The sequence below is a fragment of the Streptomyces sp. NPDC005761 genome, from assembly GCF_040630635.1.
GTDB lineage: Bacteria > Actinomycetota > Actinomycetes > Streptomycetales > Streptomycetaceae > Streptomyces.
In genome coordinates this window covers 45,038-65,395 of sequence record NZ_JBEXXX010000005.1, presented here as the reverse complement: position 1 = coordinate 65,395, position 20,358 = coordinate 45,038, and the positions used below count along the sequence as shown (strand labels likewise).

Genomic DNA, 20,358 nt, shown 5'->3' with positions numbered 1-20,358 from the left:
GACCCGGTCGACCCGAACCGCGCAGCAGCACCGGAGGCGCTCATGCCCGAGCCCCAGAGCACCACGACCGAACCCGTGATCGTCGTGCGCGACGCCACGGCCACCCTCGGCGCACGCCCCGTCCTGCGCGGCGTCGACCTGACCGTGCGCCGCGGCGAGGTCGTCGCCCTGCTCGGCGCCAACGGTTCCGGCAAGTCGACCGCCGTGCGCTCCGTCATCGGCCAGGTCCCGCTCACCGGCGGCACCGTCGAGCTCTTCGGCACCCCGCTGCGCCGCTTCCGCGACTGGGCCCGGGTCGGTTACGTACCGCAGCGCACCACGGCGGCCGGCGGGGTGCCCGCCACCATCCGCGAGGTCGTCTCCTCCGGGCGGCTCTCGCGCACCGGGCTGAGGCTGCCGCGCAAGGCCGACCGGGCCGCCGTCGACCGAGCCATCGCGCTCGTCGGCCTCGCCGACCGTGCCAGGGACTCGGTGGACGCGCTCTCCGGCGGTCAGCACCAGCGCGTGCTGATCGCCCGGGCGCTCGCCTCCGAACCCGAGCTGCTGATCATGGACGAGCCGATGGCCGGCGTCGACCTGGCCAGCCAGGAGATCCTCGCCGAGACGCTGCGCGAGCAGGTCGCGGCCGGCACCACCGTGCTGCTCGTCCTGCACGAGCTCGGCCCGCTGGAGCCCCTGATCGACCGGGCGGTCGTGCTGCGCGACGGCTGCGTGATGCACGACGGCCCGCCCCCGAAGGCCCTCGGGCAGCACGCCCTGCCCGGCCACGACCACGTACACCCCCACGCGGCCTCCGAGCCCGTCCGGACGGGACTGCTGAGCTGATCATGGAATTCCTCACCCCTCCCTTCATGCAGCGGGCCCTGATCGCCGCCGTGCTGGTCGGCGTCATCGCCCCCGCCGTCGGCATCTACCTGGTGCAGCGCCGGCAGGCCCTGATGGGCGACGGCATCGGCCACATCGCGATGACCGGCGTCGGCCTCGGCTTCCTGCTCTCCACCAGCCCGGTCTGGATGGCCACGGCCGTCGCCGTCGTGGGCGCGGTCACCATGGAGCTGATCCGCTGGTATGGACGCACCCGCGGCGACATCGCCCTGGCGATGCTCTTCTACGGCGGCATGGCGGGCGGTGTCCTGCTGATCAACCTCTCCGACACCGGCTCCAACGCCAACCTCACCTCGTACCTCTTCGGCTCGCTATCCACGGTCTCCTCCGAGGACATCAACGCGATCGCCCTGCTGGCGGCCTTCGTGCTGCTGGTGACGGTGGGGCTGCGACGGCAGCTGTTCGCCGTCAGCCAGGACGAGGAGTTCGCCCGGGTCACCGGTCTGCCGGTGCGCGTACTGAACCTGCTGATCGCGGTCACCGCGGCGGTGACCGTCACCGTCGCCATGCGGGTCGTCGGGCTGCTGCTGGTCAGCGCCCTGATGGTGGTCCCGGTGGCCGCCGCGCAGCAGATCACCCGCTCGTTCAAGGTGACGTTCGTCCTCTCGGTCGTCACCGGCGTCGCGGTGACGCTGGCCGGCACCATCACGTCGTACTACCAGGACGTCCCGCCCGGCGCGACGATCGTGCTGCTGGCCATCGGGGTCTTCATCGCCCTGACGCTGCTCGCCGCCCCGCTGGCCCGGATCCGGGCCAGCCGCCGCGAAACGGCGGACGAGCGGTGCACCCTGGAAGTACCGGCCACCCGCCGGCCCGCGGACGACGTCCACGTCTGAGGTCGGCCCGGCCCCGCCGCCGGTGCGGGCTGGCACAATGGCCCGACATACGTACGGGCGACACGAGGAGGCTCCTGTGGCGACGGCGCCGATCAGTGGAACGAACGCTGCACCGGTACGCGGCCGGTCGACCCGGCAGCGGGCAGCAGTGGCGGCGGCGCTCGACGAGGTGGACGAGTTCCGCAGCGCCCAGGAACTGCACGACGTGCTCAAGCACCGCGGTGACTCGGTCGGGCTGACCACGGTCTACCGCACCCTGCAGTCCCTCGCGGACGCGGGCGAGGTCGACGTGCTGCGCACCACCGAGGGCGAGTCCGTCTACCGCCGGTGCTCGACCGGCGACCACCACCACCATCTGGTGTGCCGGATGTGCGGCAAGGCCGTCGAGGTCGAGGGCCCGGCGGTGGAGCAGTGGGCCGAGACCATCGCGGCGCAGCACGGCTTCGTGAACGTGGCGCACACTGTCGAGGTCTTCGGTACGTGCGTGGAGTGCGCGAGCGCCAAGGGGTGAGAGCCCCGGGGGCAGCGCCCCCGGGCTCCGCGGGCCTCAGCTACCGGAGGAATCGGCCTCCTGTGCCGCCTCCACCGCACCGCCGAAGCGCCGGTCGCGCTGGGCGAACTCCAGGCACGCCCGCCACAGGTCACGGCGGTCGAAGTCCGGCCACAGCACGTCCTGGAAGACCATCTCGGCGTACGCGCTCTGCCAGATCAGGTAGTTGGACGTGCGCTGCTCGCCGCTGGGGCGGACGAAGAGGTCGACGTCCGGCATGTCCGGGTAGTAGATGTACTTCGCGAACGTCTTCTCGTTGACCTTCGACGGATCGAGCTTCCCGGCCGCGACGTCCTGGGCGATCCGCTGCGCGGCGTCCGCGATCTCGGCCCGGCCGCCGTAGTTGACGCAGAAGTACAGCGTCATCCTGTCGTTGTCCTTGGTCTGCTCCTGGGCGACCTGGAGCTCCTGGACGACGGACTTCCACAGCTTGGGCATGCGGCCGACCCAGCGGATCCGGATGCCGAGTTCGTCCATCTCGTCGCGGCGGCGGCGGATGACGTCCCGGTTGAAGTTCATGAGGAACTTCACCTCCTCCGGGGACCGCTTCCAGTTCTCCGTCGAGAACGCGTAGAGCGAGAGGTTCTTGACGCCCATCTCGATGCAGCCCTTGAGCACGTCCATGACGACGCCCTCGCCGACCTTGTGGCCCTCGGTGCGCGGCAGACCCCGCTCCTTGGCCCAGCGGCCGTTGCCGTCCATCACGACGGCGACGTGCTTGGGCACCAGTTCACCGGGGATCTTCGGGGGCACGGCACCGGACGGGTGCGGCTCCGGGGTCTTGTGGTCGCGCCGGTTACGGCCGCCGAGGATTCCGCGTACTGCCATGAGCTCTTCAGTCTCCCTGTGTCACTTTTCCACGTACCGCAGCGAACGCAGCCCGCGCTCCAGATGCCAGTGCAGATAGGCGGACACCAGCCCGCTCCCCTCCCTGACATGACGCGCCTCGCACGCGTCCGCCGTCTCCCAGTCGCCGGACAGCAGTGCGCTCAGCAGGGTGACGGCCTCCGCCGAGGGTACGACGCTGCCGGGTACCCGGCAGTCGCCGCATATGACGCCGCCCGCCGCGACGGAGAAGAACCGGTTCGGACCGGGCATTCCGCACCGGGCGCAGTCGACGAAGCTGGGGGCGTAGCCGTTGACCGCGAGGGAGCGCAGCAGGAAGGCGTCGAGGATGAGATTCGGCTCGTGCTCCCCTCGGGCGAGGGTGCGCAGGCCGCCCACGAGCAGCAGGTACTGCTGGACCGCCGGCTCGCCCTCGTGGTCGGTGAAGCGCTCGGCGGTCTCCAGCATCGCGGTGCCGGCGGTGTAGCGCCCGTAGTCGGTGACGATCGCGCCGCCGTACGGGGCGATGGTCTCGCTCTGGGTGCAGAGCGGCAGCCCGCGCCCGATCAGCTCGCTGCCGCGGGCGAAGAACTGCACGTCCACGTGGGAGAACGGCTCCAGCCGGGCCCCGAACTTCGACTTGGTGCGCCGCACGCCGCGCGCGACGGCCCGTACCCGGCCGTGGCCGCGGGTCAGGATCGTGATGATCCGGTCGGCCTCGCCCAGCTTCTGCGTGCGGAGCACCACGCCGTCGTCCCGGAACAAGCTCATGGCTCCATTGTCCGGTACGCGGGTGGTCCGGTGGGCCCGCCCCCACGAGCCGGTCCGCTCAGCTCGCGTCCGCGCCGCCGCCCGCGGGCACGACGAGCCCGGATTCATAGGCGACGATCACCAGCTGGGCACGGTCGCGGGCGCCCAGTTTGCCCATGATCCGGCTGACGTGGGTCTTGGCGGTGAGCGGGCTGAGGCCCAGGGTCTCGGCGATCCCGGTGTTGTTCAGGCCGCGTGCGACGAGGGCGAGAACCTGGCGTTCCCGGTCGGAGAGCAGGTCGGGCCCGCCGGTCCCGGCCGGGGGCCGGGGCGCGCTGAGGACCCGGGCGATGAGCCGGGCCGTCGGGCCGGGCGAGAGCAGGGACTCGCCCGCGGCCACGGTCCTGATCGCGGCGAGCAGGTCGGCGGGCCGGGTGTCCTTGACCAGGAAGCCGGAGGCTCCGGCGCGCAGCGCGTCGACGATGTGGTCGTCGGTGTCGTACGTGGTCAGGACGAGCACCTTCACCCCGGCGAGGTCCTCGTCCGCGGCGATGCGGCGGGTCGCCTCGATGCCGTCGAGTTCGGGCATCCGGATGTCCATGACGACGAGGTCGGCGCGGGCGGAGCGGGCGAGTGCGACGGCTTCGAGGCCGGTGCCGGCCTCGCCGACGATCTCCATGTCCGGGGCGGAGCCGACGAGCATCGCGAACGCCGCCCGCACGAGCGTCTGGTCGTCGGCGAGCAGTACGCGGATCATGAGGCGGTCTCCGATGCCTGGGCCTGGTGCGCGGACGCGGGAGGCGGGATCCGGGCCTGCTCCTCGCCCCGGTGCTGGAACGGCAGCAGCGCCGAGACCTCGAAGCCGCCGTCGGGGCGGGGGCCGGCGTCGAGGGTGCCGCCGGTGCTGCGGGCCCGTTCCCGCATCCCCACGATGCCGAAGCCGGGGGCTGAGCCGTCGTCCGCCGGGCCGGTGCCGTCATCGGTGACCGTGACGCGCAGGGCGGCCGGGCCGGCGGGTTCGACGGCGACGAGGATGCGGACACCGGGGCCCGCGTGCCGTACCGCGTTCGTCAGGGACTCCTGCACGATGCGGTAGGCGGCCGCTCCGGTCGCCGGGGCGACGCGGCCGTCCGGCACCCGCACTTGGAGGTCGACCCGGGCTCCGGCCGCCTCCGCAGCCTTTACGAGACCGGGCAGTGCGGCCAGACCGGGCAGCGGGCCGTTGGTGTCGTGCCCGTTGCCGTGTCCTGTGTCGCGCAGCACCTGGAGGGTGGTGCGGAGTTCCGCCCTTGCTTCGCGGCAGGTGTCCGCGATGTCGTCCAGGGACGCGGCGATCGCCTGCCGGTCGAGTCGTTCCGGGTCGACGGTCAGGATGTGCGAGGCGACCGAGGTCTGCACGCCGATGAGGGTGATGCTGTGAGCCAGCAGGTCGTGCAGATCACGGGCGATCCGCAGCCGCTCCTCGGCGACCCGTCGCCGCGCCTCCTCCTCCCGGGTCCGTTCGGCGCGTTCGGCGCGCTCCAGCATCGAGGCGACGTACTGGCGGTAGATGCGCACGTCGACGCCGCAGAACAGCACGGCGACGATCCACCCGGAGATGCGCAGCAGTTCGAGCCCCTGATGGGCGTCGATGCCGAGGACCACCGTCACCATCACGGACGTCACGCCGATGCCGGTGAGCAGGGTGCGCAGCGGGCGGCCGGTCACGGCCACGGTGTAGAGCGCGATCCAGGTCTGCGGCATCGGAGCCGTATGGGCGTTGTCGAGGCCGTGGTAGAGCATCAGCAGCGGAATCAGGGCGAGCAGGACCATGACGGGGCTGCGCCGCCGCCACACGAGCAACGCGGCGCTGCCGAACAACAGGAGCCAGCCGAGCGCGTCGGGCGCGACGGCGTCGTCGGCGAACAGGGCGAGGGCGGCGGAGAGCGCACCGGCGCCCACGGCTACGAGGGCGTCGGTGCGCGTCCTGTGCGGTGCGTGCATGGGGTCGCGGTTGACGACCGCCAGGATGCGATCACGGCGGCTCGGGCTGGTGGTCACGCCGCCATCCTCCGGTACGGGGCGGGGCACTGTCAGGGCGTCCTGACGAGTTCCGGTTCGCGCGGGGCGGGCGCGCCGGGGGTGCGGCTGAGCGCGCCGGGCCACCACATCTTCCGTTGCAGGGCCACGCTCGCCGAGGTCACCAGGTAGGTGCGGACGAGGAAGGTGTCGAGCAGGACGCCGACGGCGATGACGAAGCCCATCTCGACCAGCGAGGTCAGCGGCATGTTCGTCAGGACGGCGAAGGTGGCGGCGAGCACGAGCCCCGCCGAGGCGATCACGCCGCCGGTGGTGCGCAGCGCGGTGAGCGCGGCCTCGGTGGGTCCGGCGCCGCGCCGGGCCTCCTCCCGGACCCGGTGCATCAGGAAGATGCCGTAGTCGACGCCGAGGGCCACCAGGAAGACGAAGGTGAGCAGTGGCAGCCCGGGGTCGGTGCCCTCGAGCCCGAGGACCGGTTCGAAGAGCAGGCCGCCGATGCCGAGCGAGGCGCCCCAGACCGCGACGACCGCGGCGACGAGGAGCAGGGGGGCGACGAGGCTGCGCAGCAGGACGATCAGGATCAGCAGGACGGAGAGCAGGACGAGCGGGACGACGATGTCCAGGTCCCGGGAGCTGGCCGTCTCCAGGTCCATCTGCTGGGCGCCGGGCCCGCCGACATGGCTGCCTTCCAGGCCGTCGCGCAGGGCGTGGATGGTGTCCCGCTCCCCCGCGGTCTCCGGCCCGGCCTCGGCGACGACGGACAGCTCGGTCCAGCCGCCACCGGTGCGGCCGCGTTCGGCGGAGGCGACGCCTGGGGTCTTACGGGCCTCGGCCAGCGCGGTGCCGGCCCGGTCGCTCGGGGTCAGCACGGTGATCGGCTGGGCGGAGCGGCCGGGGTAGGCCTCGGCGAGGGTCGCCATGGCCGAGACCGAGTCCGGCTTGCTGGTGAAGGAGTCCTCCTGCTTGAGGTCGCCGGGCAGGTTGAACGCACCGAGCGACAGGGCGCCCAGCAGCACTCCGCCACCGACCAGTACGGCGACGGGCCGGCGCCCCGCGGAGCTGCCCATGGCGGCGAAGAGCGAGCGGCGCTTCTTCGGCTCGGCGCCGTACTCGGGCACGAGCGGCCAGAACACCCGGCGGCCCAGGAGCACCAGGACGGCCGGGAGCAGCGTCAGCATCGCCAGGAGCGCGCACAGCACCCCGACGGCGGCGATGGGTCCCATGCCGCGGCTGCTGGTGAGATCGGCGGCCAGGAGGCACAGGAGGCCCGCCGCGACGGTCGCGGAGGATGCGATGACGGCGGGTCCGCAGCCGCGGAGCGCGGCCGCCATCGCCTCGTGCGGCCGGGCGGCACGGGTCAGTTCCTCGCGGTAGCGGGAGACGAGCAGCAAGGCGTAGTCGGTGCCCGCGCCGAAGACGAGGATGGTCATCACCGCGGAGCTCTGGCCGGTGACGGTGACGTCGAAGCCCTGGTTGAGGCCGTGGACGATCGCCATCGACAGGGCGTCGGCGACCCCTGCGACGACGAGCGGGACGAGCCACAGCAGCGGGCTGCGGTAGATGAGGATCAGCAGGATCGCGACGACGGCGACGGTGGTGTAGAGGAGCGGTCCGCCGAGCGACCCGTAGACCTTCTGGGCGTCGGCGTTCAGGGCTCCGGGGCCGCCGACCTCGACGCTCAGTCCGCCGCCGCCCTTCGCGGTGTCGCGCACGTCGTCGACGAACGCGATCCGCGCCTCGTCGTCCTGGCCGGGCTCGGTCGTGGACACCGGGTACATCAGGGTCGTGCCGTCCTGGGACGGCACGGCCGGCGGCCGGGTGGTGAGGGTGTGGGCGTCCGCGACCCCGGCGGTCTGCCGGGCCGCCGTGGCCCGGTCGGCGGCGGTCAGCCCGCCGTCACGGTGGTAGACGAGGACGAGGTCGGTCGACTCACCGCCGGGCAGCCTGTCCTGGATCCTGGCCACCTGCGTGGAGTCGGCGCTCGCCGGCAGGTAGTCGACGGCGCGGTTGACCTGTACGTCGCCGAGCTTGCCGGCCAGCGGGCCGGCGATCGCCATCACGGCGACCCAGAGCGCGACGACCGCCCAGGGCAGCATGCGCCACCTGCTCCATGGGCTTGTCCGCTCGCCACTGTCCTGTGCTGCGGCCTGCATGGGAGGCCCCCCTTCCGTACGGGTGTCCGGTCATGTCCAGACTCCCGTCGGGCCGGGGGCGATTCGTCGCACCAGGGGCCGACTTCCCCGCTACTGCCGAGGAGGGCACGGCGGCCCGCCTACTCCCGCGGGAGTACCGGGCCGGTGCGGAGAGGGATCAGGAGGGCGTGCGCGCCGCGGCCGCGAGCAGCCGTGCGGTGTCCTCGTCACGCAGGCGCAGCGCGCCGCCGACCGTGGTCAGCACCTCGCGCTCGGCGGGGCTGTACGGGCCGTCGGCGAGGGCGATGCGGGCGCCCTGGAGCAGAATCGATTCGCGCCCTGTGGGCGCGAGGTGCGCGGCAAGGGGCTCGAGGGCCTCGTGGAGTTCGATGGCGAGGGCCGCACCGCAGGCCTCGGCGGCGGGGTCGAACGCGGAGCCGTGGCCGATGTCGGCGGCGAGGATCTCGACGACGGTGGCCAGTTGGTCCTGCGTGCAGTCGTCGAAGCCGGCGCCGCGCACGGTCTCGACCGCCGTCTCCAGGACCGTGCGGGAGGTGCTGCCGCCGGCCGCGAGGACCCCCAGGGTCACGGTGTGGACGGCGTCCCTGAGCATCGCGGAGAACCGCGTGGTGGTGGGGTGGTCGAGCGCCTCGGTGTCGAAGTGGCCGCGGCAGGCGGCGCATTCGACGACCGGTCCCACGGTGCCGCGCCGCAGCAGCGGCACGCCGAGAACGGCGAAGCGGCGGCGCCCGGTCAGACGGCGGTAGTTGCGGTCGCCACCGCAGCCCGGGCAGAAGAACTCGCCGTCACCGACGGTGTCCCACAGCGTGCGGATGCCGCAGATACGCAGCTTTGTGGCGCTTCGTCCCAGGCTTGACCGCACGTCGCACACCTCCGTAATGCTCCGGCAACATTGCCGTGTTGGACGTGATGTTAACCACATCCGTGAAGCGGCGTCAGCACCTCGCTCGTCACAACCGCCGGGAGATGGCCGAACCCCGCCCCCCGATCGCGGGGGACGGGGCTCACGGACCGGGCGACTTCATGCCCTTTCGGGTCAGCGGGTGGCGCGGTTGACCGCGGAGACGACCGCCTTCAGGGAGGCCCGCGTGGTGTTGGCGTCGATGCCGATGCCCCACAGGACCTTTCCGTCGATGGCGCACTCGATGTACGACGCGGCCTGCGCGCTCGCACCCTCGCTCATCGTGTGCTCGGTGTAGTCCAGCAGCCGGGCGTCGATGCCGATGGCCTGCAGAGCTTCGAAGAACGCGGAGATCGGGCCGTTGCCGGTTCCGGTGAGCACCGTGTCCGCGCCGTCCACGTTCGCCTCGACGGTGATCGTGTCCTGGCCGTCCGAACCGGTCGTGGTCTGGCCGGAGCGGATCTGTACGCGCCCCCAGGCGTTCTCGGGGTTGGGCAGGTACTCGTCCTGGAACGTGGTCCAGATCTGCGTCGGCGTGACCTCGCCGCCCTCGGCGTCGGTCTTGGCCTGAATGATCCGGGAGAACTCGATCTGCATCCGGCGCGGCAGATCCAGCTTGTGGTCGTTCTTCAGGACGTACGCGATTCCGCCCTTGCCGGACTGCGAGTTGACCCGGATGACGGCCTCGTAGGAGCGGCCGACGTCCTTCGGGTCGATCGGCAGGTACGGGACCGCCCATTCGATGTCGTCGACGGTCTTGCCCTGGGCGGCCGCGTCGGCCTCCATGGCGTCGAAGCCCTTCTTGATGGCGTCCTGGTGGGAGCCCGAGAAGGCGGTGTAGACCAGATCGCCCGCGTAGGGGTGGCGCGGGTGGACCTCCATCTGGTTGCAGTACTCGCTGGTGCGACGGATCTCGTCGATCTGCGAGAAGTCGATCTGCGGGTCCACGCCCTGCGAGAACAGGTTCATGCCCAGCGTGACCAGGTCGACGTTGCCGGTGCGCTCGCCCTGGCCGAACAGACAGCCCTCGATCCGGTCCGCGCCCGCCATCAGCGCCAGTTCGGCGGCGGCGACGGCGGTGCCGCGGTCGTTGTGCGGGTGGACGGACAGGCAGACGAACTCGCGGCGCGAGAGGTTGCGCGACATCCACTCGAACCGGTCCGCGTGCGTGGAAGGCGTCGAACGCTCCACGGTGGCGGGCAGGTTGAGGATGATCTCGCGGCCCTCCTCGGGCTGCCACACGTCGCAGACCGCCTCGCAGACCTCCAGGGCGAAGTCCAGCTCGGTGTCGGTGAAGATCTCGGGGCTGTACTGATAGCCGAAGACCGTCTCCTCGCCCAGGATCTTCTCGGCGTACTCCATGACCAGCCGGGTGCCGTCCACGGCGATCTGCTTGACCTGCTCCTTGGAGCCGCGGAAGACCACGCGGCGGAAGGTGGGGGCGGTCGCGTTGTACAGGTGCACGGTGGCGCGGTGGGCGCCGCGCAGCGACTCGACCGTTCGCTCGATCAGCTCCTCGCGGGCCTGCGTCAGGACGGAGATCGTCACGTCCTCGGGGATCGCGCCCTCTTCGATGATGGAGCGCACGAAGGCGAAGTCGGTCTCGCCGGAGGAGGGGAAGCCGACCTCGATCTCCTTGTAGCCCATGCGGACCAGCAGGTCGAACATCTCGCGCTTGCGGGCCGGTGACATCGGGTCGATCAGGGCCTGGTTGCCGTCGCGCAGGTCGGTGGAGAGCCAGCGGGGCGCCTTGGTGATCCGCTTGCCGGGCCAGGTGCGGTCGGGGATCTCGACGGCCTCGTACCGGCCGTACTTGTGGATCGGCATCCCGGACGGCTTCTGCAGGCCCGTGGAGTTGGTGATCGGCGTGGGGCGGCCCACGGCGTTCTCGGCGGGGGTCTGCGCGGGGTTCACTGCGGTCATGGCGTAGGGCTCCTCGGGGTCCGGCAAGGGGACGGCCGACTGTGTTGCTGCAACACCAGACTCCGCGGGGAGGGGGTCGGCCTACGACTACAGGCCCTCGCCGCGGCAGCTAAGAAGAAGCAGCCCGAAACGCATGATGCGAAGAGACTAACCGAGGGGCGCCCGAGACGTCGGTGCCGTATCAGTATGCGGGACCGGGCACCGGTAACGGGTGAACAGTGAGGGATCACTCTATTTCGTCAATCACGGTGGCAACCAGTGACATGGCGGTCACGCACTGCCACAGTCGTGTGTATGCAGCCTCGATCTCAGCACGAAATCCGTCCCGTCTTCTGCACCATCGTGCCTCCCCACGTCCTCGACAAGCTGTCGCAGTCCGACGACCCCGTCCTGGCAGGCCCGGCCCGCCGCACCCTGGAGGCCGACGCCGCCCGGCGCACCCGCCGCCAGGTGACCACCGCCGTCCGGCCCTCCGTCACCCCCGCGCCGGAGGGGGAACCCTCCGGCAAACCCGACCGCACGCTCTACGACTGCCGCCACGGCACGGATCTGCCCGGCACGAAGGTCCGCTCCGAGGGCGAGGAGCCCACGTCCGACGCCAGCGTCAACCGCGCGTACGCGGGACTCGGCGCCACCTTCGAACTGCTGCTCAGCGCCTACGGCCGGAATTCGATCGACGGCAACGGGCTGCCGCTGATCGGCTCCGTGCACTACGACGAGAAGTACAACAACGCCTTCTTCGACGGCGAGCAGATGGTCTTCGGCGACGGGGACGGGGAGATCTTCCTGGACTTCACCGTCGCCATCGACGTCATCGCCCATGAGCTGGCGCACGGACTGACGCAGTACACGGCCAACCTGAACTACTACGGCCAGTCCGGCGCGCTCAACGAGTCGGTGTCCGACGTGTTCGGCTCGCTGGTCAAGCAGTACTCGCTCGGCCAGACCGCCGCGCAGGCCGACTGGCTGATCGGCGCGGGACTTCTGGCGCCCCGGGTCCAGGGCGTGGCGCTGCGCTCGATGAAGGCACCCGGCACCGCGTACGACGACGACGTGCTCGGCAAGGACCCGCAGCCCGCCTCGATGGACGACTACATCCACACCGGCGAGGACAACGGCGGAGTGCACCTCAACTCCGGCATCCCGAACCGTGCGTTCTACCTGCTGGCCACCGCGCTCGGTGGCAGTTCCTGGGAGCGGGCGGGTCAGCTCTGGTTCGATGTGCTCACCGGTGGTGAACTGGCGGTGGACGCGGACTTCGCGTCCTTCGCCCGGCTGACCGTGGCGGCGGCCCGCAGCCGCTTCGGCGAGGGCGACGAGGTCGAGGCGGTCCTCAAGGCCTGGTCGGAGGTGGGCGTGCCGACCGCGTAGCCGTCCGGGCCCGTCGAGGAGGAAGGACACCGCATGCGGATCAGGGTGAGCAGGACCGGCGGCTTCGCCGGCATCGCGCGCCACCGCGAGATCGACACCTCTGGACGGGCCGATGCCCACGAGTGGGAGGCGCTGGCCGAATCGGCGCTCACCGGCGGCCGGGAGGCTCCCGCGGCCGGCGTCCCGGACGGCTTCAGTTACCGGATCACGGTCGGCGACCGCACCGTGAACTGCGCGGACCCGCGGCTGACCGACGCCCAGCGCGCCCTGGTCTCACGCGTCCTGAAGGAGGGCGCGTGAGACCGCCGGCGCCGGCGTGAGAGACCGCCGGCGGGGTGCTCAGAACCCCAGCTTGCGCAGCTGCTTGGGGTCGCGCTGCCAGTCCTTGGCGACCTTCACGTGCAGATCGAGGAAGACCGGTGTGCCCAGCAGGGCCTCGATGTGCTTGCGCGACTTCGTGCCGACTTCCTTCAGCCGCTTGCCCTTGGGGCCGATGATGATGCCCTTCTGGCTGGGCCGCTCGATGTAGACGTTGGCGTGGATGTCGAGCAGCGGCTTGTCCGCCGGACGGTCCTCGCGCGGCAGCATCTCCTCGACGACGACCGCGATGGAGTGCGGCAGCTCGTCCCGTACGCCTTCGAGCGCGGCCTCCCGGATCAGCTCCGCGACCATGACCATCTCGGGCTCGTCGGTGAGGTCGCCCTCCGGGTAGAGCGGCGGGCTCTGGGGGAGCAGCGGGGCGATCAGGTCGGCCAGCAGGCCGACCTGATCGTCCTTGACCGCCGAGACCGGGATGATCTCCGCCCACTCGAAGCCGAGCTCCTCGCCGAGGCGGGAGACGGCCAGCAGCTGTTCGGCGAGCTGCTTGGACTCGACCAGGTCGGACTTGGTGATGATCGCGATCTTGGGCGTCTTCTTGATGCCCGCGAGTTCCTTGACGATGTACTTGTCGCCGGGGCCGAGCTTCTGGTCGGCGGGCAGGCAGAAGCCGATGACGTCGACCTCGGCCCAGGTGGTGCGTACGACGTCGTTGAGACGCTCGCCCAGCAGGGTGCGCGGCTTGTGGAGGCCGGGGGTGTCGACCAGGATCAGCTGTGCGTCCGGCCGGTGCACGATGCCGCGCACGGTGTGCCGGGTCGTCTGGGGCCGGTTGGACGTGATCGCCACCTTCTGGCCGACCAGAGCGTTCGTAAGGGTGGACTTGCCCGCGTTGGGACGGCCCACGAAGCAGGCGAAACCGGCCCGGTGGGGGGCGGTGTTCTCAGCCTGCTGCGCAGCAGCTTCTGGGTTAGGTCGAGCGCTCATGGCGCCCATTGTCCCCGATCCCGGCGGCCGCGGGGCACCATGGAGCCCGCCGCGGCCACCGGACCCGCTTCTCAGGCCGTGCGGCGACGGCTGCGGCGTGACCGGATCCACAGCGCCGCACCCCCGGCGAGCACCGCCAGGAGCACCCCGGCGACCAGCCAGGGCAGCGCGAAGTACGACACGGCAGCGGACTCGCGGGTGTCGCGCGCGCTCGCGGTCAGCCTGATCTCGCCCCACTCCACCTGGGGCGCGCCCGCCCACTCCTCGGTGAGCCGGACCTCCTGGCGCGGCAGCAGCTCGGAGGGGATGCGCTCGAGATCGCGGGTGAGCAGGGTGCGGCCGAAGAGGCCCTCGGCCTTGAGCGCGACCTTGGGGCTGAGGGTGACGTTGCCGCGGTTGCGGAGCGTGTACGAGATGACGGCCCGGGACTCCCCCGTGCCCGGGACCAGGGGCTGGGAGTGCTCGACCGACACGTCCTCGACGGAGAGCGCGGGCATCGTGGGGCCGTTGACCCGCAGATAGATCCGGGCGCCCACAGCCTTCTGGATGCCGACGGCGACGGCGCCCTCGTCCGCGGGGTCGAGGCGCTCGTCCAGGGCGACGAGCGCGCCGGGGTGGTCGCCCGGTTCGGCGTCCTCGGGCACCTTGATGGTGACGGGAACGGTGATCGACCCGTGCGGTTTCACGGTGACCCTGTCGCGCCCGGCCTTCGCCCAGGCTCCGACGGAGCGCTGCTTCTCGTTCTGCGCCCGGACCGCGAATCCGCCGTCGCGTGCGGTGTTGTAGGCGTCGGCGGCGTACAGCCGGAAGGTCAGGGGTTCACCGGTCTTGTTGGTGACGGTGACCTGGTCGGTGAGGGTGGCGCCGGGGTCGGCGGAGAGGTAGAAGTACGGCCGCGCGCCCGCGTCGGCGGTGGTGGGGAAGACCGACCAGCTGCCGTTGTCGGCGGCGTCGGCGGCGGGCGCGCCGAGCAGGAGCAGGGCTCCGGCCAGGAGGGTGGCGAGGGTCGACAGGAGTACGGAGGGTTTGCGCACGGTGCGGGCTCCCATGTGCACGCTCGGGCGGGGTGGGCCGGCCGGGTGCGCGCCCGGCCCACCGGTTGATCAGTGGCGCTCGCTCACGTGAGGGTGAGCGTGAGCACTCCCGTGTACGCGCCCGCGGCGGTGAACGCCGGGACGTCCAGCGACAGCTGGGCATCGACGGTGAACTCACCGCCGGTGAAGGCCCCGTCCGGCGTGGACGCCAGGGTGGCCCCCGCGCTGCCGACCGATCCCCCGGACCCGGCCGCACAGGTGCTCGGGCTGCCGGCCTTCGTCGCGCAGGCCGGGCTCCAGCCGAGCGCGGCCGCGTCGATCGTCGCCCCTCCCGGGCCCTTGAAGTCGGTGACCCTGCCGGTCAGGGACCAGCCCGCGGGGCCGCCCCGGAAGTCCTGGACCGTCACGGTCTGCAAGGCGCCGGTGGAAGCGCCGCCCTGCCCGAGGTCGACCGCCGACAGCGCGACGGAGTCCCCGGCCTGAGCCATGGAGAGCGTGCCCGGTCTGACGGACGAGGTCAGCTTCTGGCTGCCGTCCGGGATCTCGCCGCCGCCTCCGGTGACGGTGTAGGCCCGGGGGCCCGCACCCTTGGCGGCGTCCCAGTCGGCGCCCTCGTAGGCCACGATGCCGGTCGTGGCCGGATCGTCGACGGTGAGCTGCCCGGTGAAGGCGCCCGCGTCGTCCGCCGTGACCGTCGCGGTGTCGCCGGTCGGTGCGTCCCCGGCCCGGCCGACGAGTGTGACGGACGCGCCCGCGGTGAACTTCGACCCGGTCACGGTGACCTGGTCACCGGCCGCGCCGGAGGCCGTACCGAGCTGGATGGCCCGTTCGTTGACCTGGCCGCCGCCGTCCGTGGCGATGATGGTCAGGGAGACGGGTGCGGGCGGATCGGTGACCGTGCAGGGTGTGTCCAGCTCCATGATGTAGCTGGTGTGGATGTTGTAGTCGCCGGGCGAGAGGGTGATCTCGCCGGGCGCGGTGACGGTGAACGTTCCGGTCATGGAGAAGGACGGGAAATCACCCTTGCCCGGTACGGGTTCGTTCTTCTTCGGTCCCGCCACCGTGACGTCGGCGGACTGCGCGCCGCCCACGGTGACTTTCCCGGTGGGCGTCATGATGTCGGCGGGCAGGGCCAGGTCGACCGGGTTGCTCGCGGCCGGTTCGACGACGGTGTACGTCACCGTGACCGTGTCACCGACCTCGGGCGCGGCGTTGTCGACGGTGATCTCGGCCGACGTCGTCCCGTCGATCGGCGGAAGGCCTGCGATGGCGGGCGGGATGCAGTGGGTCGGGAAGACCACCGCGGCCGAGGCCGTCGCACTGGCCTGCGCGGGTCCGGCGAGCAGCCCTCCCCCGGTGACGACGAGCGCTCCGGCACCCAGCGCGGCGGCCCAGCGGCGGCCGCGGTCCGGACGGTCCCGGCGACAGGATCTTCGGCTGTCGGATCTTCGTGTGGCTGAACGCATGGAGCCCCCTCCTGCGGATCCGGCGCGCGGCTCGTCCGCGCCGGCAGGGGGCCATTGATGACTCCGGCCCGGAAGAAGTCAATGGCATCGAAATGCGTTGACTGATGGCCCATCAGATGGTGTCAAGATCCGTGACTCCCGCACATCCTGTTACGAACGCCCCGCGCCGGTGGGGCGCGGGGCGTCCGTACACACGATGGTGGTCCTGCGGAGGTTCAGCCCGCCGTCACGGTGAGCCGCAGCACTCCGTCGGGCCCCGCAAGCAGGACGGGTGTGTCCGCCCCGCCCAGGTCCCTTACCGCGGCCCGGTCCTCGTCGGACGGCGTCTGCGCCTCGGAGACGACCGCGGCCGCCTCCAGCGACGTGGCCCCACTGGCCACGGCCATCGCGACAGCCGTCCGGAGCGCGCTGAGCCGCAGCGACTCCAGCTCCACCGTGCCTGCCACATACGTGCGTCCGGTCTCGTCCCGTACGGCCGCGCCCTCGGGCACACCGTTGCGGGCGCGGGCGCTGCGCGCCAGCGTGACGATCTTTCGGTCCTCGGCGCCGAGGTCGGTGCTATCGCTCATGTGCCGAGCATACGAAGCCCGGCGAGGGTTACGGCACGCGGGCGTCCGGTCCTGTCATGCCCGCACCTGGCGCATGGAGCCGCGCCGGCCCTCCGGCGAGGCCAGCCACCGCAGCTTCTCCTCGGTGCCGGTGCCCGGCCACGGGTTGTGCAGCACGACCGCGAGATCCGGACGGGCCGGAATGCGCAGCTGGGTCGCCTCCACCACCAGCTCCCCCACGGCCGGATGCGACATCTCCTTGCGCATCTGCCCGCCCGGCGCGACGTCCCGCCGCGCCCACAGCTCGGCGAACTCGGGGCTGCGCTCGGCCGCCTCGGCCACGATCGCCCGGAATCCCTCGTCGTCGGGGCACTCCGAACACGCGGCCCGGAACTGGGCGACGACCCGGGCGGCGGTGTCCCACCACTGCTGCTCACCGCCCCGGTGGACGGGGTCGGTGAAGAAGGCGATCACACAGTTCTGCGGCCGGTCCGGCCCCAGCCCCATCACCATCGAGGCAGCGTCGTTGTAGAGGATGACGTTCCAGTAGGCGTCCATGATGTGTGCCGGGAACGGCATCCAGCCGTCGAGCAGCCGCTGGAGCCCCTCACACATGTCCGTGTGCGCCGGATCGACCTCGGGGGCGGGCGGATTGAGCCCCGCCAGTACGTAGAGGTGACGGCGTTCGGCGCTGCTGAGCCGCAGCACCCGGGCGACGGAGTCCAGCACCTGGGGCGAGACGGTGATGTCGCGGCCCTGCTCCAGCCATTGGTACCAGGAGACGCCCACCCCCGCGAGGACCGCGACCTCCTCGCGGCGCAGCCCGGGGGTACGCCGTCGGGCCCCGCCGTCCGGCAGGCCCGCCTCGGCCGGGCTGACGCGCGCCCGCCTGCTCATCAGGAACTCCCGCAGCTCGCCGAGGCGGTGCGACTTGCCGGCGTCCCCCGCCGTCCGGGCCGGTGTGCCCACGTACGTGCTCCCCCTGGTATCCGGGTCCGCGCCTGCCTGGTGGTGCGGCCAACAGGATAAGTACCGGCTCCCCATGGATATTCCGGCTGCCGCAGGCTCATGTCCATGGCGATCGACTCACCTTCCCCAGCGGCTGTCACCGCTCCCCTCCCCGCACCTTCCGACCAGGGCCGGCTCACCGGCCGGGCCCGGCTCGTCCTCCTCGTCCTGTGCGCCGCCCAGTTCATGGTGTCGCTCGACTTCTCCGTACTGAACGTGGCGCTGCCCGTCCTCGGCGACGACCTCGGGCTGAGCCGCTCCGGCCTCCAGTGGGCGATCACCGCATTCGCCCTGCCGTCCGGCGGTTTCCTGCTGCTCTTCGGCCGGATCGCCGACCTCTACGGCCGCCGCCGGCTGTTCCTCACCGGCCTCGTGGTCTTCGGCGCGGCCTCACTGCTGGCCACGCTCGCCTGGAACCCGGCCGCCTTCCTCACCGGGCGTGCGCTCCAGGGACTCGGTGCCGCAGCCATCGTGCCGACCGGGATGTCCCTGCTCACCACCACGTTCCCGGAGGGGCCGCTGCGGGACCGGGCGCTCGGCATCAGCGGCACCCTGCTCTCCCTCGGCTTCACCGTGGGGATGGTGGCCGGCGGCACCCTCACCGAAACCCTCGGCTGGCGCTCCACCATGGGGCTGCTGACCGTGGCCGCGGTGGCCGTGCTCGCGGCGGCGCCCGCGCTCCTCACCGAGTCCCGTACGCCCGACCGGCCGCGACTGGACGTACCGGGCGCCGTGACCGTCACCGGTGGGCTCCTCGCGCTGATCTACGCCCTCTCCACGGCGGCCGAGCACGGTTTCGGCCGCGTGGACGTGCAGGCCTCGCTGGCCGCCGGACTCGTCCTGCTCGCCGCGTTCGCGGTCGTCGAGTCGCGCGCGTCCGCCCCGCTGGTCTCGCTGCCGATGCTCCGCCGGCGCACGGTGGCCTTCGGCAATCTGGGCGGGCTGCTCACCTTCTCGATGATGAGCACCATCGTCTTCGTCCTGACCCTGTACCTCCAGGAGGTCCTGGACCTGTCGGCCTTCGGGACCGGGCTGGTCTTCGGGGCGCAGGGCGTCGCCTCCGTGGCGGCGGGTGTGTACGCCCCGAAGGTCATCGGCCGGTTCGGTGCCCGGCGCACCCTGGCCGCCTCCCTACTGGGCCAGGGCCTGTTCATCGCGGCCCTGCTGGGCCTCGGCACGGGTTCGGGCGTCTGGCTGGCCACGGTCGCGGTCTCGCTGGCCAGCATGTGCCACCTCGGCGCGATCATCGCGTACGGCGTCACTGTCACCTCGGGGGTGCCGAACGAGGAGCAGGGCCTGGCGACCGGTCTGGTCACCACGACCCAGCAGGTCGGGCTCACGGTCGGGATCCCGCTCCTCGGCGTGCTGGCGACGACCCAGGGCTCGCTGTTCGACGGGGTGCGGACCGTGGTCGCGGTTGCCGCGGGTCTGCTGGTCGTCGCCGCGGGCGTGGTGGGCGCGGGTCTGAGGCGGGCCTGACGCCTTGCGTTCGGGCCGGGCCGGCCCCCGCGAGCCCGGCCTGATCCGCCACGGAAGGGCCTGGCTAGGGGATGCGCTTCTCCCGGGCGAGCGCGTCCTCGTAGGCGGCGGTCAGTTCCGCCAGCACGCCGTCCGTGGGCGCCGGTGCCCCGGCGAGGTGGGTGGCGCGGAGTTCGGCCATGAACCGCTCCCACATCGGGGGGCCGCCGGCGGCCAGCAGTTCGGCCCGCACGGTCAGTTCCGGCGCCGTGTCCAGCCAGCGCGCGCCCCAGGCGCCGAGCTGGGCCATCACCGGGACGAGCTGGATCGCCGCCTCGGTGAGGTGGTACGCGACCTTCTGGCGGTGGCTCGGGTCGTCGTCCCGGGTGAGCAGCCCCGCCTCGACCAGTTTCGCGAGCCGGTTGGCCAGGATGTTGGACGCGATGCGTTCCATGGAGGCGTTGAGCAGCTCCCGGAAGTGGGTGAGGCCGCCGAACATGATGTCGCGCAGCACGATCAGGCTCCAGCGGTCCCCGAGGAGCTCGACCGTCATGTTGATCGGGCAGCCGGACCGGCCCGGCGACACGGGCAGCTTTCCGACCGGAACTGGTTGCAACATGGGAGCAGTCTAGATAGCTTACGGACCGGTTGCAGATTGCAATCGGAAGGGGATCCGATGAAACAGCTGGTCCGCGTCCAGAACTTCTGTGTCTCCCGAGACGGCTACGGCGCCGGGGAGGGCCAAACGCTCGACCGCCCGTTCGGCAACGTCGACCCCGGCGCGATCATCTCGTGGGCCGGCGCCACCGCCCACTGGCCCAACCGGACCGACCCCGGGGGCACCCTCGGCCTGGACGACTACTTCACCCGCGACTTCACCAACAACATCGGCGCCGAGATCATGGGGCGCAACAAGTTCGGCCCGCAGCGCGGTCCGTGGGAGAACCACGACTGGGAGGGCTGGTGGGGCGAGGAGCCCCCGTTCCACACCCCGGTGTTCGTCCTCACCCATCACGAACGGCCCTCCATCACCCTGGGGGAGACCACGTTCCACTTCCTCGACGCGTCCCCGAAGGACGCGCTCGCCCGGGCCTTCGAGGCCGCCGAGGGCAAGGACGTGCGCATCGGCGGCGGTGTCGCCACGGTCCGGGAGTTCCTCGACGCCGATCTCATCGACTCGCTGCACGTCGCCGTCTCGCCGGTCGACTTCGGCGCCGGCGAACGGCTGTGGAAGACCCCCGAGGACCTGACCGACCGATTCCACCTGGAGCAGGTCCCGAGCCCGGGCAGCGGGGTGGTGCACCACCTGCTCTGGCGGAGGTGACC

Annotated in this window: 20 protein-coding genes; 7 read left to right on the top strand and 13 right to left on the bottom strand. The window is 71.7% G+C overall.

What is annotated here, in order from left to right; all coding sequences use genetic code 11:
- Positions 1-42 precede the first annotated feature (42 nt).
- From ABZ434_RS06845 to ABZ434_RS06835, 3 genes are all read left to right on the top strand, one after another.
- Positions 43-825, top strand: a complete 783-nt coding sequence (locus ABZ434_RS06845) for a metal ABC transporter ATP-binding protein (RefSeq protein ID WP_359132906.1) — start codon at positions 43-45, stop codon at positions 823-825.
- Between the two features lie 2 nt (positions 826-827).
- The gene (locus tag ABZ434_RS06840; protein WP_359132688.1) at positions 828-1,721 is read left to right on the top strand and encodes a metal ABC transporter permease; all 894 of its coding nucleotides are present in this window, start codon (positions 828-830) and stop codon (positions 1,719-1,721) included.
- 76 nt (positions 1,722-1,797) lie between these two features.
- Entirely contained in the window at positions 1,798-2,232 is a 435-nt protein-coding gene (locus ABZ434_RS06835) for a transcriptional repressor (protein WP_359132686.1), read from the top strand.
- 36 nt (positions 2,233-2,268) lie between these two features.
- Here the strand turns inward: ABZ434_RS06835 and ABZ434_RS06830 are convergent, their stop codons facing one another.
- The 7 genes from ABZ434_RS06830 to leuA form a co-directional block, all read right to left on the bottom strand.
- Positions 2,269-3,099 carry an isoprenyl transferase gene (locus tag ABZ434_RS06830; protein ID WP_359132684.1) on the bottom strand — a complete coding sequence of 277 codons (831 nt, stop codon included), beginning with the start codon at positions 3,097-3,099 and terminating at the stop codon, positions 2,269-2,271.
- A gap of 21 nt (positions 3,100-3,120) precedes the next feature.
- Positions 3,121-3,867, bottom strand: coding sequence for a DNA repair protein RecO (gene recO, locus ABZ434_RS06825; protein ID WP_350994631.1), 747 nt, complete (start codon positions 3,865-3,867; stop codon positions 3,121-3,123).
- A gap of 58 nt (positions 3,868-3,925) precedes the next feature.
- Entirely contained in the window at positions 3,926-4,603 is a 678-nt protein-coding gene (locus ABZ434_RS06820) for a response regulator transcription factor (protein WP_359132681.1), read from the bottom strand.
- Entirely contained in the window at positions 4,600-5,829 is a 1,230-nt protein-coding gene (locus ABZ434_RS06815; protein WP_359132905.1) for a histidine kinase, read from the bottom strand. The genes ABZ434_RS06820 and ABZ434_RS06815 overlap by 4 nt, the downstream gene beginning before the upstream one ends.
- 89 nt (positions 5,830-5,918) lie before the next feature.
- Entirely contained in the window at positions 5,919-7,961 is a 2,043-nt protein-coding gene (locus ABZ434_RS06810; RefSeq protein ID WP_359132679.1) for an MMPL family transporter, read from the bottom strand.
- 214 nt (positions 7,962-8,175) lie between these two features.
- On the bottom strand, positions 8,176-8,880 hold the full coding sequence (locus ABZ434_RS06805) for a TerB family tellurite resistance protein (protein ID WP_359132677.1): 705 nt from the start codon (positions 8,878-8,880) through the stop codon (positions 8,176-8,178).
- Between the two features lie 174 nt (positions 8,881-9,054).
- Positions 9,055-10,842: a 2-isopropylmalate synthase gene (gene leuA / locus ABZ434_RS06800; protein WP_359132675.1), complete on the bottom strand. Its 1,788-nt coding sequence runs from the start codon at positions 10,840-10,842 to the stop codon at positions 9,055-9,057.
- A 294-nt stretch (positions 10,843-11,136) separates the two neighbouring features.
- Here leuA and ABZ434_RS06795 point away from each other — a divergent pair, with 294 nt between their 5' ends.
- Both ABZ434_RS06795 and ABZ434_RS06790 read left to right on the top strand, forming a co-directional pair.
- Positions 11,137-12,213 (top strand): M4 family metallopeptidase, encoded by a 1,077-nt coding sequence (locus ABZ434_RS06795; protein WP_359132673.1) that lies wholly within the window; start codon positions 11,137-11,139, stop codon positions 12,211-12,213.
- A 33-nt stretch (positions 12,214-12,246) separates the two neighbouring features.
- Entirely contained in the window at positions 12,247-12,513 is a 267-nt protein-coding gene (locus ABZ434_RS06790) for a protealysin inhibitor emfourin (protein ID WP_359132671.1), read from the top strand.
- A gap of 39 nt (positions 12,514-12,552) precedes the next feature.
- On the opposite strand, the gene era is transcribed toward ABZ434_RS06790, so the two are convergent.
- The 5 genes from era to ABZ434_RS06765 form a co-directional block, all read right to left on the bottom strand.
- A complete protein-coding gene (gene era, locus ABZ434_RS06785; protein WP_359132669.1) occupies positions 12,553-13,527 on the bottom strand; it encodes a GTPase Era in 975 nt (324 codons plus the stop codon).
- A gap of 62 nt (positions 13,528-13,589) precedes the next feature.
- Positions 13,590-14,531, bottom strand: coding sequence for a DUF916 domain-containing protein (locus ABZ434_RS06780; protein ID WP_359132904.1), 942 nt, complete (start codon positions 14,529-14,531; stop codon positions 13,590-13,592).
- A gap of 104 nt (positions 14,532-14,635) precedes the next feature.
- Positions 14,636-16,018, bottom strand: coding sequence for a beta-xylosidase (locus ABZ434_RS06775; RefSeq protein ID WP_359132667.1), 1,383 nt, complete (start codon positions 16,016-16,018; stop codon positions 14,636-14,638).
- Between the two features lie 215 nt (positions 16,019-16,233).
- A complete protein-coding gene (locus ABZ434_RS06770) occupies positions 16,234-16,587 on the bottom strand; it encodes a cytidine deaminase (RefSeq protein ID WP_359132664.1) in 354 nt (117 codons plus the stop codon).
- A 54-nt stretch (positions 16,588-16,641) separates the two neighbouring features.
- On the bottom strand, positions 16,642-17,535 hold the full coding sequence (locus ABZ434_RS06765; protein WP_359132662.1) for a helix-turn-helix transcriptional regulator: 894 nt from the start codon (positions 17,533-17,535) through the stop codon (positions 16,642-16,644).
- 105 nt (positions 17,536-17,640) lie between these two features.
- Here ABZ434_RS06765 and ABZ434_RS06760 point away from each other — a divergent pair, with 105 nt between their 5' ends.
- Positions 17,641-19,053, top strand: a complete 1,413-nt coding sequence (locus ABZ434_RS06760) for an MFS transporter (RefSeq protein ID WP_359132660.1) — start codon at positions 17,641-17,643, stop codon at positions 19,051-19,053.
- Positions 19,054-19,117: 64 nt separating this feature from the next.
- Here the strand turns inward: ABZ434_RS06760 and ABZ434_RS06755 are convergent, their stop codons facing one another.
- Positions 19,118-19,651, bottom strand: a complete 534-nt coding sequence (locus ABZ434_RS06755; RefSeq protein WP_359132658.1) for a helix-turn-helix domain-containing protein — start codon at positions 19,649-19,651, stop codon at positions 19,118-19,120.
- Positions 19,652-19,708: 57 nt separating this feature from the next.
- On the opposite strand from ABZ434_RS06755, the gene ABZ434_RS06750 reads away from it, so the two are divergent.
- Positions 19,709-20,356, top strand: a complete 648-nt coding sequence (locus ABZ434_RS06750; protein ID WP_359132655.1) for a dihydrofolate reductase family protein — start codon at positions 19,709-19,711, stop codon at positions 20,354-20,356.
- The last annotated feature ends 2 nt before the right edge of the window (positions 20,357-20,358 follow it).